Genomic DNA, 13,115 nt, shown 5'->3' with positions numbered 1-13,115 from the left:
GCGACGGTATTGATCCGGCGTCCGGGTCGAGAAGACGTGTTCACTTTGAGCGGACGCCGTTCGCTGCCGGCGAAAGCCGCGGCCGTTCTACGGGATTCGCCGAGTGCTCTCCAGGACCTGTCTTATCTGATCGCTGGTCAGATGCCGGGCGTTCCAGGCCAGGGCCGCGATCTGGGCCGCCGACCGATGCCTTGGCTGGTCTTCGGGGACGGGACCGACGCCGGTGATGGCGACCAGGTCGCCGGGCTCATACCCCAGGACGCGCGCGAATGCCGTGACGTATCGCGGAGTCAGGGTGACTTTCCCCGTGCCGAGCTGGCCCACGGTGGAGTAGGACACGAGCGGGCCGCCGCCGACGAAATACAGAGCCTTGGCGTCGTACGGCGGGATGTTGCGGTTCGTCATCAGGCGCGACACCACGGCACCGGGGCCGTCGGGATAGGTGTCCGGGGGCGGCGGCGTCGTGCGGGCCTGTACGGGCAGCGATCGGACCAGTTCGTCTAGGCGTGCGATCTGCGCGGGCGGCATCCCGGCCGCCGTCTCGACTAGTGTGCCGACGTTCCACGGCTTCGTCGGCCACGCGGAGGCGAGATCATCCGGTACGGGCAGCGAGGCGATGACGAACATGTCAGCCGCCGGTATGCCGAGCGCCGTGCCTAGTCGCCGCAGGATCTCGGAGCTGGGCTGAGCGCCGGCCAGAAGCCCGGCCAGCTCGGATTCCGGCAGTTCGGAGTCGCGGGCGAACGCGGCAGCCACCTCCTCTGCATTCGTGGGCGCCGCAGACAAGCGGTGTGCCAGCAATCGCGACAGCCGCGTACCGAACGGGGATCGGTCGCTCACAGCGCTGACTCTAGCGTCGGCGGCGGTAGTCCGGACGCGCCGTGGTGGCCCGCTCGGGGGATGCCGGGACCGCGTCGATAGGGCACAGTGAATCCATGGTCATCCCGATCTATGACGTGAATCCCGTCCGGCGTACGCCGTGGGTCACCTACGGGTTGATCGTGGCGAACGTGCTGGCGCTGCTGTTCACGCCGGTCTTCGCCAACATGGGCATCGGCAGCGAAGCGGTCTCGGACCTGTGCCACCAGACGGCGTTCTTCCAGCATTACGCCGCCATTCCGAAGGAGTTGATCAGCAACACCCAGCTGCCGCTGGTCGCGACCGGGGCGGTCGGCCGGATGGGGAACGGGCTGGGGTGTGTCGTCGACGCGCCCGCCTACACGAAGCAGCCCGCGTTGTCGGTGCTGACCTCGATGTTCCTGCACGGCGGCTGGCTGCACCTGCTGGGCAACATGCTGTTCCTGTGGGTGTTCGGCAACAACATCGAGGACCGGTTCGGCCGGATCGGCTATCTGCTGGTCTACGTCGCCTCCGGATACGCCGCCGCGTACGGGTTCGCGCTGGCCAACCCGGACACGACCGAGCCGCTGATCGGCGCCTCGGGTGCGGTGTCCGGCATTCTCGGGGCGTACCTGGTGTTGTTCCCGCGGGCTCGGGTGTGGAGTCTGGTGCCGATCCTGTTCTTCATTCCGCTGCGCCTGCCGGCCTGGATCGTGCTCGGCACCTGGTTCGTGCTGCAGTGGCTCTACTCGGCCGGGCTGGCCGTCACCGGCGGGGGAGAGGTGGCGTACCTGGCGCACGTGCTCGGCTTCCTCGTCGGCGTGCTCGCGGCGCTGCCGTTCCGCGGCGGCCGCCGCCGACCACCCGTTCCGCGTCAGGCGACCGGGTTCGTCGAACCACCGGTGATCTGGCGTAAGACGGACAGAGGGGGTTGGCGCTAGGTACGCCTCACCCGTCGATCGCGATAGGTGAGGCTGGAACACCGTCGGCGAGCAGCGTCCGCAGGAGAGCCGGGAACTCCGGCGGCCAGAACACTGCCGATGATTCCGGTAGCTCGGCCGGATTCCACCACCGGAATCCCGTCAGGCCCTCGTCGGCGAGCTGCTCGTCGGTCATCGAGCCGCGTGGGTCGAATCTCGCGGTACGCACGAGGAAGTAGTCGTTGCAGAGGCCGTCGAATCCGTTGCCGGGCTGCGGCCAGCGGACCTGCTGGTGCCACACGTGCGGCGGATCGGTGGTGAGGTCGAGCCCGACTTCCTCGGCCAGCTCCCGCCGTAACGCCGTGATGTTGTCTTCGCCGGGTTCGACGCCGCCGCCCGGGACCGTCCATATGGTCACGTGGCGTCCAGACTCGGTGAACTCCAACCGGCACAGCAGCACGTGGTCGTGTTCGTCCAGCACGATTGCGCGTACCGCCGGTCGGTAGCGGGCCATGGCGGTGACCCTAGCCGGAGAACCGGCCGGGGTGAATTCCGGAAGAACTTGCTGGAATGTGGATCCGGAGCGATGAGTTTTGTCGGTGGGATCAGTCAGTCTTGGTATGGGAACGATTGTTCGCACGACTGATCTTCTGTCCGACGACCTTGATCGAGGTATTGTGCCTGTTCAGCAGCTTGAGACGCCTGTCGAGTCCGCGACTTCCGCGATTTCGGGTCGCACCCCGCCGGTGATCCGGCTGCTCGTGCTGGCCACGTTCGTCGTCATTCTGAATGAGACGATCATGATCAACGCGATTCCGAAGTTGATGAGCGCGTTGACCATCACCGAGCAGACCGCCCAGTGGCTGTCGACCGCGTTCATGCTGACCATGGCGGCGGTCATCCCGATCACCGGCTGGTTCCTGCAGCGGGTGTCCACCCGCACCGCGTACGCGACGGCGATGGGTTTGTTCCTGCTCGGCACCGCGGTCGCGATCGTCGCGCCGAGCTTCGGGGTGCTGCTGGGCGCCCGCATCATCCAGGCGTCCGGCACGGCGGTGATGATGCCGCTGCTGATGACGACGCTGATGCATGTGGTGCCGGAGCAGAACCGGGGAAAGGTGATGGGCAACGTCACCCTGGCCATCTCGGTCGCGCCGGCCATGGGCCCGGCGATCGCCGGGGTGATCCTGAACTTCGGGTCGTGGCGTCTGCTGTTCGCCGTGGTGCTGCCCATCGCCGGCCTGATCACCTGGGGCGGCTTGCGGCAGCTCAAGAACGTGGGCGAGCCGCAGGTCAGCACGATCGACTGGGTCAGCGTGGGGCTGGCCGCCTTCGGCTTCGGCGGACTCGTCTACGGGCTCAGCCGGTTCCAGGGCGGCAACGTCGGCCTGGCCACCGCGATCGTGGGCGCCGGGCTGGCCGCCATCACGGTGTTCGTCCTGCGCCAGCTGTCGCTGCAGAAGACAGGCACGCCGCTCATGGACCTGCGGACGCTGAAGCACCGCACCTACACGATCGGGCTGACCCTGATGTCGGTCGCGTTCATGGCGATGCTGGGTTCGATGATCCTACTGCCGCTCTACCTGCAGAACGTCCGTGAACTCACTGCCCTGCAGACCGGGCTGCTGGTGATGCCGGGTGGGCTGGCGATGGGTCTGCTGGGCCCGACGGTCGGCCGGCTGTTCGACCGGTTCGGCGGCCGGGTGCTGGTCATCCCGGGCGCGATCGCGATCACCGTCTCGCTCGCCGGTTTCACCCAGGTCTCGATGACGATGCCGTTCTGGCAGCTCCTCGGCCTGCATTCGCTGATGATGGTGGGTCTGGCCGCAACCTTCACCCCGGTCTTCACCCTGGGGCTCGGCGCGGTCCCCCCGCACTTGTACTCCCACGGCAGCTCGATCCTGGGCACATTGCAGCAGGTCGCGGCGGCCTTCGGCACGGCGCTCGTGATCACGGTGATGAGTGCGCGAGCCGATGCGCTCAAGGCGGAGGGCGTCGGCGCCGTGGCCGCGAACCTCGACGGGATGCGGCTGGCGTTCATCGTCGGGGTGGTGCTGTCGATCGCCGTGATCGTCACCGCGTTCCTCCTGCCGGCGAGAGCGGACAACGACGTCGCAGGCCACGGCCACTGAGGGACTAGGACCCGGCGTCTTCTCGGCGCCGGGTCCGACTCACCGCGGCTCGCGGACCATCCACACGTCGACCGCGTCCTCGGCGTACGCGGTGAAGCCGTGCCGTTCGTAGAGCCGTCTGGCGGGGCTGCCCTGCAGCACCTGCAACCGGACGGGAGAGTCGCACTGCGACAACACCTGCTCCAGCACCGCCGACCCGATACCGCGACCCTGGAGGGACGGATGGAGGTAGAAGTTCTCCAGCCAGTGGCCGTCTTCGGCCGGGGTCAGCGCGACGCTTCCCGCGAAGTCGCCGCCGACCTCGATGACCCGGTTGTGGCCGGGCACGAACCGGTCCCGCAACCGCTGGCGTACGCGATGCTCGTCATATCGCCCGAGCCGCTCCAGGTCTGGCCGCATCACCACCGCCCGCAACTCGGCGATGGCGTCCGCGTCGGCTGCCGTGGCTGGTCGCAGCGTCCAGTCTCCCATGATCGCGATCGTAGGGCGTGCCGGCGGCGACCGTCACGCTGTCGTGATCGGCGCCTCGTACTGGTCGTGCCGCGCCCACAGCGCCACCCACTCGTCGTGGGTCAGCTCCCGGCCGGTGGCCGCGATGTCGGCCAGCTCCTCGAAGTAGCCTTCGCGCGGGCCACCCGGCGCGAACAGGATCAGCATCGACGCCGGCTCGCCGGAGGTGTTCGCGAACGAGTGCACGCCACCCGGCGGCACATAGAAGTAGTCGCCTGGTGACGTGTCGACCCACTTGTCGCCGTCATACAGCGCCACGGTGCCGTTCAGGATGTAGAACGACTCGGCCATCGTCCGGTGGAAGTGGCCGCCCGGCAGGCTGTCGGGTCGCGGCACGGCCTGCAGATCCCAGCGGTAGAGCCCGAACATGCCGTTCGTGGTTTCGCCGGTGGCCAGGTAACTGACCTTCGACCGCACCCCGATCGCCAGGTCCACGGGCGCGTCGCCGGTGCGCAAGGTGGCGCTGACGGCGGGGGCTTCGGCGGTGTACTGCTGCGGTGGGTAAGACATGCTGTGACCGTATCGGTCCGGGTGGCCCACTCGGCAGATCCAATCGCGAGTCGTTTGGTTGGGCCACTGGCGATAATCTGTGGCTGCGCGCGACGTTCTCCGGCGCGCCCACCTCCAGTGCAGTGGTACGCCGACGCATGCGCCGTGCAGTACGCCGCCAGTCGGGTGATCTGCGCATCCACCCGCTTGCGATGGGCCCGGAGTGCGTCCCGGACGGCGCCCGGCTCCGACTCCAGCGGTCGGCGTACCACATCTAATGAAGATCCAGTGCACGCAGCCGGTGGATGCGACGGGCCTGGTCGACCTGATCCTGGTCGTACCGGCGGTAGCCGGTCGCCGGATCGACCACCGCGGGCCGCAACAGCCCGATGGCTTCGTAATGCCGCAGCGCCTTGGCGGTCACGCCGGACAGTGCGTCGCCTGCCCGATCGTGAACAGCCGCATGCCAGCGACGGTAGACCTTCCTGCAGCAGGAAGGTCAATCACCGCACTCGGGACAGTGCCCCGCGCTGCGCCGGGATGGTCGTGGCGAAGGTGTCCTGCAACCTCGCGTGCCGGAACTCGTACGCCAACCCCTCGTGCCGCAGCACCCCGCGCCGGTGGGCGTCGTGCAGGAACGCGTTGATCGACCACGGCAGCCGGCCGGTGACGGCCAGCCATGTGCGGGCGACGAGCCATTCCCCCCACGTCGTGAAGAACACCAGCCAGACCAGGGCGGCAGTCAGCGCCCACCCTCCCACGTTCGCGTCGAGCGCTTGGGCCGCATACGCCACCGGCACGACGGCGACCAGGGTTTGGATGAGGGAATGTGTTCGAGCCGAGGTAAGCGTTCGCCATCTCCGTTGCCGGAAACTGCGGGTCACCCCGGCGATGAGCCACCCGGCCAGCACGATGATCCCCGACCCAGTAGCGACATGCCCCGATCCGGCCTGCGCGGCACCGGTGAACGCGACGACCAGCGCCCCAGCGATCGCGACCACCTTCGGCCCGAACCGCCAGTCACCGCCGACGCCGACCAGCGCCCCGGTGACCACGCCGATCACCAGACCCAGCGCCTTGCCGAGCGCGTACCCGGCGGCGCCACCGGCGACCGCACCGAACACGGCCACCGCTGTGTGCGACAGCGATCCCGGCAGCAGCGACCACACGAGCGCGCCACCGCCCTGCGTCATCCGGTACGCGATCGATCCCAGCCACCGCCGAGCCTTCACAGGAGTCCACCGGCGACGACGCGGATTCCGCGCACGGTCGTAGACCGCCGGAACCAGACCCTGCAGCAGATGCAGCTCGATGGCCTCCCGGCTGTCGCGCAGCTCCGGACCCAGCAACTCCGACGGATCAGCGTCCTGGCCCCGGTACACGGTGACCGCCAGCCACACCATCAGCGGCGTCGACAACGCCTGCGCCAGCGGACCGTCCGGATGGCCCCGCAACTCGTCGAGCACCGTACGCCACTTCGCGCTCTGCCCACCGGCGGACGCCCGCAGATGCCGGTCGACGTCGCCCGCCTCCAGGTCGGCCAGCTCCACGACGCCGGCCCCCGGCAGTGGCCCCTCGACCGCCACCGCCTCCTCGAACTCGTCCGGCCGGGACGTCACCACCACCTCGTCCCGCCGCCGGACCGCCCGTGCGATGCCCGACAGCGCGCCTGGCCGCACATCCTCGGCGATCTCGTCGAACCCGTCCAGCACAGGCAGCACCAAACCGGCGTTGACCAGCGCCTGCGCCACCGTCGGACGACGCCGCGCATCAGGATCGAACGGCTCGGCCGGCGCACCCAGCGCAGGCGCGATCTCGGCGAGCCGATCGGCCAGCCACGTCTGCAGCCGCTGCTGCGGATCCCAGCTCGACAGCGCCAGCAGCACCGGCACGGGCTCGCCCGGTTGCCTTCGCTCCAGCAGATCGGCCACCAGACGCGCAGCCAACGACGTCTTTCCCGCACCACCTCGACCAAGCACCACCAACCGGCGTGGCCTGGGCAGTCGTGCGTACACCTCGGCGATGTCGGCGAACCGCCCGGAAAGATCCACCGGCGACTCGTCCCGGGGATCACCGCGTACGCCGGCCCAACCGACCATCACAGACTCGGCATGCTCCGTCGTCGCCCACGCGACCGGCAACGTCAGCATTTGGTGTGAATTGCCCTCGGAAGCCGCGAGGTACGCCGCCACCCGCGTCGCCAGCGCATCGGCGGCCCGCGCAAGATCACCGTCACGATCGGCGGCGATCTTGCCGACCCACGCCCCGAGCGCTGCCAACACCGCCAGCACGCCCGGAACGACCGTCCACAACAGGCTCAACCCGTCGGTGGCCGACCGCCGCCAAGCCCACACGGACATGCCCGCCAGCACAGCGGCCATCGCGACCGCGACGGCGGTACGAAGCCAGACGCGACGCATGGCGACCATCATCGCGTATGCCGTCGACTCGGTGGGATCGTCCGTTTCCGAGCCCGGTGGGCGAGGTTCAGTCAGGCCGCGCGGTGGCCCGGCCACGAGGCGCGGGCGGCCCGGCCACCGCGATGCGCGCCAGCTGCGGGAGAAGCCAAGGCGCGATCACGTGTTGTACGCCGGGCGGCGTGAAATGCAGCCCATCGCTGCGCATACGCAGCCCGCCGACATCCCACGCGAACCGGCCGCCGGGGCAGGCGACGGCGTTGAGATCCAGCACGGAGACGTGGCCGGGGAATCGCTGGGCCGTGGCCTGGAGCAGATGGTTCCAGGCGTCCACCCGAATGGGCTCGTCCTCGGGATACAGTCCGCCGTCCGGGCGCTCGCTGCGCCGCGTGTACGCCGCCGTGAGCAGCACGACCTGCGCGCCACGCGACCGGGCGATCCCGATGCCCTCGGTCAGCTGCCCGCTCAAGTACGCGTCGAACGCGGGCTGGCCGACGTGCTGGTAGCGGCCTTGCAGCCGGCGGTCCATCAGCTCCCAGCGGTTCAGCAAGATCACCGCGACGTCGGGGTCGTCGGCCCGGATCGCCGACCGCCACCGATCCGGCCAGTGTTCACAGTTGGGATAGTTCGTGTGCGGCGTGCCCTGCGTCAGGATGTCCGGCAGAAGCGCGATGCCGCACCCTTGGATCGCGCGGGTGGTGACCGTCAGACCCGGATGCTCAGGTAGATACGTGCCGACCGTCCAGGCGACCGAGTCGCCCAGGATCGTGATCCGAGGCTGACCGCCCGGCTTGCGGCCCGCCCGCGTCATCGGCCCCGGCGTCGCCGACGCGGCCGCCGACGGGGTGCCGTCCGGAAACACCACGACGGGCGCGGCCGCAGTCACCGCGGCTGGACGGGTCCCCGACATGACCGCCGCGACCGTGCCGGAGACCAGAACCGCGGCGGCGACCGCGCTCGCCATGGCGGCCTTGCGCCCGGCGAACCAGGCAGGCCTGCGTACGCCGCGCCGCACCGGGCGTTCGATGAGCCAGTAGGACGCGGTGGCGACCGCCAGCACGACACCGAGCCGCAGCATGATCAGCTCGGTGCCGGTCATGCCGGTCCGGTCGGCGTCGAGCAGCTGGAACAACGGCCAGTGCCAGATATACAGCCCGTACGAGATCTGGCCTATCATCACAAGCGGCGCGACCGACAGCACCCGGCTCAGCCGTCCGGCCGGCACGACGCTGACATGCCAGAGAACAGCCGCGACCCCGACCGCCCCGAGCGTCAACCCGCCCCGATACAGCCAGGCTTGCGTCCCGTCGGCGTACGCCCACAGGAACCCGGTGATGACGAGCCCGAGCGCGGCGGCTACGCCGGAGATCCTTCGGCCCCTTTGCCCGGCGACGGCGGATCGCGCGGCGGTGGTCCGCCCGGTGGACGGCGCGGTCGCCGCGTTAGGCACTCGAGCGCTCAGCGCGAGCGCCAGCGCGCAGCCGATCAGCAGCGCCTGAGCCCGGGTGTCCGTCCCGAAGTACGCCCGGCCGATGTCGTCGCTTCGGTAGAGAACCGCGGCCGCGACCGCCGACACCAGCGCGCCGACCAGGACGAGGGCCACCAGTACGCCACGCCCGATCCGCTGGCCTCGGTCCGCCAGGTCGGGCTGGGTTCGGTCTCGTGCGCTCGGCAGCCGTGGTGGCTGCGCTCCGTTCTGCGCGCTTGGCCGCGGTCGGCCCCCCGCTTCTTTGCGCTGCGGGCTTGGCCCTGCTTTGCGCTGCGGGCTTGGCTGTGCTGTGCGCTGCGAGCGGGGCCGTACTCGGCGCACGAGGCGCGGTGCGAACACGATCATGGCGATGACAAGCACCGGCCAGCACAGGTAGAACTGCTCCTCGATGCCAAGCGACCAGGTGTGCTGCAGCGGCGACGGCGCAGAGGTCTGCGCGAAGTAATTCATCCCGCGATAGATCATCCGCCAGTTCGCCACGTACGCCAGCGCCGCGAGGGCATCGCCGCGTACCAGGCCCAGCTCCTCGTCGGCCGCGAGCGTCCGGGCGAACAGGGCCACCACGATCAGCATCGCGAGCAGCGCCGGCAGCAACCGCCGAGCCCGCCGCAGCCAGAACGCGCCCAAAGCGATCTTGCCCGTACGCCGCAGCTCGCCCAGGAGCAGCGACGTGATCAAGAAGCCCGACAGCACGAAGAACGCGTCGACCCCGAGGAACCCGCCGGGCAGCTGCCGTACGCCCGCATGGAACAACAGCACGGCCAGCACCGCCAGCGCGCGTACGCCGTCCAGCGGCGGCTGATAGCGCACGTTCTCCTGCCGGGCGGCCCTCGACACCGCGTCAGTGTGCCCACCGCGCAGTCATGGAAACTCGTCACGAGCCGCTCGGCTTGCACCCGTTTTAGAATGATTTGTGGAGATCATCCGGACGCGGGCGTCCGCCGCGAAACGGACACCAGGGGCCTGCGCGCAAACAGATGGCCCGGTGCGCTACGCTGTGTGGGCTGCCGCGCGGAGAGATCCGGGCGGCAACGGGCTGTAGCGCAGTTTGGTAGCGCACTTGACTGGGGGTCAAGGGGTCGTCGGTTCGAATCCGGCCAGCCCGACATCGAATTTGCAGGTCAGAAGCGGTCTTCCTGAAGTTGGGGAGGCCGCGTTTTTGATCTCTGATCCTCATTTGACCTCGGACGTCACGTCACCGAGCGTCAAAAGATGGCACGAGGCGTGCCTTGGACTGCCCGGTCGCGCTGAGCCAGACCTGCGACGACTGCGTCGCCCCATCGGGCGAGGAATGCGCATGGTCGTCCTCGGCGTACTGGACCAGTGTGGCCGACGATGACCAGTGACGACACCTACTGCCTGACCGCCTCCGGAACGGCTCTGGGCCCCTATCGGCCGGATGAGTTCGTCGCCCGTTTCCGCGCGATCATGTACCTGCTCGCGTCCGGGCCGCAGGCGATCGTGTACACCGTCCAGGCGGAAAGCGTCGATGAGGCCCGCGCGACTCGCCATCATTCTGGAGACGCCGAGCAACGTGCGTGACGATCCGGTGATCGGCTACGGTGATGTGTCCGGCGGACTGTCGTCTACGACGACCGCGCTAATGATCGGAGCACCTGGCGAATGGTGCTCCGGCCACAACTGAATCGCACGCCGCGCAGCCGCGGTGATCAACTCGCCGTTCATGCTAGCCCGGGATTCGGGCACATCGTGTCCGGGCCACTCGCAGACGAACGTGACCGGACCGTCCGGAGGCAGCGGCCACACCCAGTACGTTCCGTCGAAGCGGCGCATCCCGCCACTTCCTCCGGTCCCGGTGAAGACCACATTGCCTTTGTCCGCGGCCAGCTCCGGCGCGCCTGTCATGACGTCCAGGTTTGTACCCGATCGGCCGTCGGCGAACAGTACACCCACCCGCAGGAATGTGTCCGGAATCGACCCGTCCGGCGCACCGGGAAACATCGGGACAGCCTCGTCCTCGCGCAGCATCGCCGAAACCGTGAACTCGAACCCCGCCGGATACGCGGTCACCGCCGAAACCACAACCGCCGCATCCGGCGTACGCAAGAGGATCAGCTCTACCGGCACCGTCGCACCGATCGCCGCCTCCGGCTTCATCCACACCGGCCGTGGCCGCAGCCGCTGCGGCCTGCGCTGTGAAACCGATGCTTGAACGAGGTGATCGAAGAACCCCACGACGACCATTCTGGCACCGAACATGTCTGTTGAGCTGAAGCACGGAGGAACTGTTCGCGGCGTGCGGCAATCCTATGTAGATGATCGTGACACCTCGATGACACATTTCCGCTGCAGCCGCCGGCAGAGCGGTCCAAGGGCGGGTGGCCATTTCGCCCAAGCGTGACCCTTGGGTGCTGCTGGGCCACGCTTGGGGGGTTCGGTGTCGCCGCTCGTCAGGCCGTTGGCTTCACCACACAACTTATGGTCAGTGTGGTCGGCGCCAGCCCGGCCGCGACGTAGCCGAAGGACGCCTCCCCGGCTGGCTGGAGTGTGCCGTTCCAGTCGGCGCTCGTCACTGTCACGGTGCCAAGCTTGGACGTGGGGGGTGCCGTTCCAGTACTCGTGCATCACCTGCTGACCTGGCCAGTCCTAGGCCACCTGCCAACCGTGGATCGAAGTGGTCAGATTGTTGTGCACGATGACGCGGGCCACGAAGCCGGTGTCCCAGGCGCTGTCGAGCACGTAGGTCGCCGTGCTGTCCTGCGGTGCGGCGGCGGTAAACGTCGGCCCCATGATCAACGAATCGAAGTTGGAGCCGCCGCCCGAGAAGCGGTACCAGTAGGGCGTGCCCGGCTTCAGGCCGGACACAGTCAGCGCCTGAGCGGCCTCGACTGTGGCGGCGGTAGAACTGATGGCCGACAGATGGGCGCTGGCGTCCTCGAAGCTGCGGTAGACCGAAACCGTGACGGGCGCGTACCCGCAGCCGCCGTTCGCCGAAACCGCGAACGTCAAGTGCGTCGGGCCTGCCTCTGGGACCGATCCGCTCGCCGGGGGCGGCAGGCATGGGGGCTGGGGCTGGCGCTCGGGGTCGCGCTCGTCGTGTCGGCCAGCGCGGGTACGCCGACTGCTAGGACGATCAATGCGCTAGCTACGGCTAGGGCAACTCGACCAAATTTCATGTCGCTCTCCACAACTCAGGTTGCGGGACCGGGCCGTTCAGGGTGAACAGCTCAGGGACGGGGAGCCGAGCGAAGGCCGCGCCGACGGGTCGATTCCACTCAAGATCTTCTATGCAACGGTAACGGTCGACGTCGGTGCATGAATGGCATATAAGGCGGCTGAGGAATGTTTGGCCCGCCCTGCAGGGGGTCGTCGCCTCGAAGGAGATGGCTCGGCCTTGATCGATGCGGATCGGGGCGACGCCGCCGCAACGTTGATCCACCTTCGAGCGGTCATTGCGTCCACGTGCGACACATCACGGCTTGATCAAGGCGCCCTTGTGCCTGCCCATCGACGCAGGTCGGCTGAAATACCTCCCAGTGGGCGCTAGGAGTACACCGCGACGACGTAGGCCACGTGCCGCTGCTCGCCTCGATGGATCGAGACGCTCAGCTGTACGCGCTCCGACGGGCGCGCATCATAGGTGGCGTCGCTGGCGTTGATGGCCCAGCCGTATTCATCCGGTACGAACACGGAGGGGGTCCAGGCCGCCGTCGGCTGCAGCCGGTTGTCCCGGAGAAACTCGTCCAGGCAGGTCGAGGACGTGTCAAAGCGGAGATAGAGCGAGCCCATCGGGCCCATGTCCTCATGGTTGCCCCACCGCAGATGCTGAACGTCGCACGGAAGCTTCACACCGTATCGGGGCAGGAGGTCATCCTCCAGATCTCCGCCGCGATACGTGATGTGAAGCGCCTCGTCTTCGCGCGGGTACTCCCGGGGGTCGTTCGACCGGAATGAGCCCGAGATCTGGCTCCATGCACCCCAGCAGCACAGTGCGGCGACGACAACCAGGGTTACAACGCCGGCGAGAACCCGGGACGAACGCTTCGGCTTGGCGGAGGTCTCGGGCTCGCTCATCGCCGCAGTCTACGAGGATCTTGCGCTCAAGGGGTTGGGCTGTCGTCGGGAAGGACGGCCGTAGAGTCGGTCCGCAACGAGAACGCCGACGAGCAGCGCGCCTCGTCGACCGGAGTCGAGTGAAATGACTCGCTAAAGGTGCGGTCATTGACTTTCGCTGCGCCGAGGAGCGTCGGCCAGAGTTGATGGCGGTAGATCTCTCGGTGACCGTCGTGACAGCAGTCAAGGATTCTGCTACTTCCGGCAGCGCGAATATCGTCACCCTCACTGCGGGCGTAGAAGT

The 13,115-nt window shown here is 68.3% G+C and carries 14 protein-coding genes and 1 tRNA gene; 4 read left to right on the top strand and 11 right to left on the bottom strand.

Annotated elements, in window-relative coordinates:
• Positions 1-87 precede the first annotated feature (87 nt).
• Complete coding sequence (locus tag AB0H43_RS11910) at positions 88-756, bottom strand: hypothetical protein (protein WP_359999258.1); 669 nt, start codon at positions 754-756, stop codon at positions 88-90.
• Between the two features lie 179 nt (positions 757-935).
• On the opposite strand from AB0H43_RS11910, the gene AB0H43_RS11905 reads away from it, so the two are divergent.
• A complete protein-coding gene (locus tag AB0H43_RS11905) occupies positions 936-1,781 on the top strand; it encodes a rhomboid family intramembrane serine protease (protein WP_359999257.1) in 846 nt (281 codons plus the stop codon).
• Positions 1,782-1,788: 7 nt separating this feature from the next.
• On the opposite strand, the gene AB0H43_RS11900 is transcribed toward AB0H43_RS11905, so the two are convergent.
• The gene (locus AB0H43_RS11900) at positions 1,789-2,274 is read right to left on the bottom strand and encodes an NUDIX domain-containing protein (protein WP_359999256.1); all 486 of its coding nucleotides are present in this window, start codon (positions 2,272-2,274) and stop codon (positions 1,789-1,791) included.
• Between the two features lie 232 nt (positions 2,275-2,506).
• On the opposite strand from AB0H43_RS11900, the gene AB0H43_RS11895 reads away from it, so the two are divergent.
• Positions 2,507-3,892: an MDR family MFS transporter gene (locus tag AB0H43_RS11895; protein WP_359999255.1), complete on the top strand. Its 1,386-nt coding sequence runs from the start codon at positions 2,507-2,509 to the stop codon at positions 3,890-3,892.
• A gap of 39 nt (positions 3,893-3,931) precedes the next feature.
• Here AB0H43_RS11895 and AB0H43_RS11890 read toward each other — a convergent pair whose 3' ends face one another.
• The 5 genes from AB0H43_RS11890 to AB0H43_RS11870 all read right to left on the bottom strand — a co-directional run bounded on the left by AB0H43_RS11890 (position 3,932) and on the right by AB0H43_RS11870 (position 9,634).
• Positions 3,932-4,363, bottom strand: coding sequence for a GNAT family N-acetyltransferase (locus AB0H43_RS11890; RefSeq protein ID WP_359999254.1), 432 nt, complete (start codon positions 4,361-4,363; stop codon positions 3,932-3,934).
• Between the two features lie 33 nt (positions 4,364-4,396).
• A complete protein-coding gene (locus tag AB0H43_RS11885; protein WP_359999253.1) occupies positions 4,397-4,912 on the bottom strand; it encodes a cupin domain-containing protein in 516 nt (171 codons plus the stop codon).
• A gap of 253 nt (positions 4,913-5,165) precedes the next feature.
• Positions 5,166-5,315: a MerR family transcriptional regulator gene (locus AB0H43_RS11880; protein WP_359999252.1), complete on the bottom strand. Its 150-nt coding sequence runs from the start codon at positions 5,313-5,315 to the stop codon at positions 5,166-5,168.
• 79 nt (positions 5,316-5,394) lie between these two features.
• Positions 5,395-7,311, bottom strand: coding sequence for an NACHT domain-containing protein (locus tag AB0H43_RS11875; RefSeq protein WP_359999251.1), 1,917 nt, complete (start codon positions 7,309-7,311; stop codon positions 5,395-5,397).
• 67 nt (positions 7,312-7,378) lie between these two features.
• Positions 7,379-9,634 carry an acyltransferase family protein gene (locus AB0H43_RS11870; protein ID WP_359999250.1) on the bottom strand — a complete coding sequence of 752 codons (2,256 nt, stop codon included), beginning with the start codon at positions 9,632-9,634 and terminating at the stop codon, positions 7,379-7,381.
• A gap of 195 nt (positions 9,635-9,829) precedes the next feature.
• On the opposite strand from AB0H43_RS11870, the gene AB0H43_RS11865 reads away from it, so the two are divergent.
• Positions 9,830-9,903: transfer RNA gene (locus AB0H43_RS11865), tRNA-Pro, on the top strand.
• Between the two features lie 229 nt (positions 9,904-10,132).
• Positions 10,133-10,339 carry a hypothetical protein gene (locus tag AB0H43_RS11860; RefSeq protein WP_359999249.1) on the top strand — a complete coding sequence of 69 codons (207 nt, stop codon included), beginning with the start codon at positions 10,133-10,135 and terminating at the stop codon, positions 10,337-10,339.
• Positions 10,340-10,354: 15 nt separating this feature from the next.
• On the opposite strand, the gene AB0H43_RS11855 is transcribed toward AB0H43_RS11860, so the two are convergent.
• The 4 genes from AB0H43_RS11855 to AB0H43_RS11840 form a co-directional block, all read right to left on the bottom strand.
• The gene (locus AB0H43_RS11855; protein WP_359999248.1) at positions 10,355-10,993 is read right to left on the bottom strand and encodes a hypothetical protein; all 639 of its coding nucleotides are present in this window, start codon (positions 10,991-10,993) and stop codon (positions 10,355-10,357) included.
• A gap of 215 nt (positions 10,994-11,208) precedes the next feature.
• Entirely contained in the window at positions 11,209-11,337 is a 129-nt protein-coding gene (locus AB0H43_RS11850; RefSeq protein WP_359999247.1) for a hypothetical protein, read from the bottom strand.
• Positions 11,338-11,404: 67 nt separating this feature from the next.
• Positions 11,405-11,767, bottom strand: coding sequence for a cellulose binding domain-containing protein (locus AB0H43_RS11845; RefSeq protein ID WP_359999246.1), 363 nt, complete (start codon positions 11,765-11,767; stop codon positions 11,405-11,407).
• Positions 11,768-12,301: 534 nt separating this feature from the next.
• A complete protein-coding gene (locus tag AB0H43_RS11840) occupies positions 12,302-12,832 on the bottom strand; it encodes a hypothetical protein (RefSeq protein ID WP_359999245.1) in 531 nt (176 codons plus the stop codon).
• Positions 12,833-13,115: the final 283 nt, after the last annotated feature.

Origin of the sequence: Hamadaea sp. NPDC050747, assembly GCF_040654195.1 — a bacterium.
Lineage (GTDB): Bacteria > Actinomycetota > Actinomycetes > Mycobacteriales > Micromonosporaceae > Hamadaea.
Note: the sequence above shows the minus strand (reverse complement) of the source record. Positions and strands in the feature narration are given on the sequence as shown.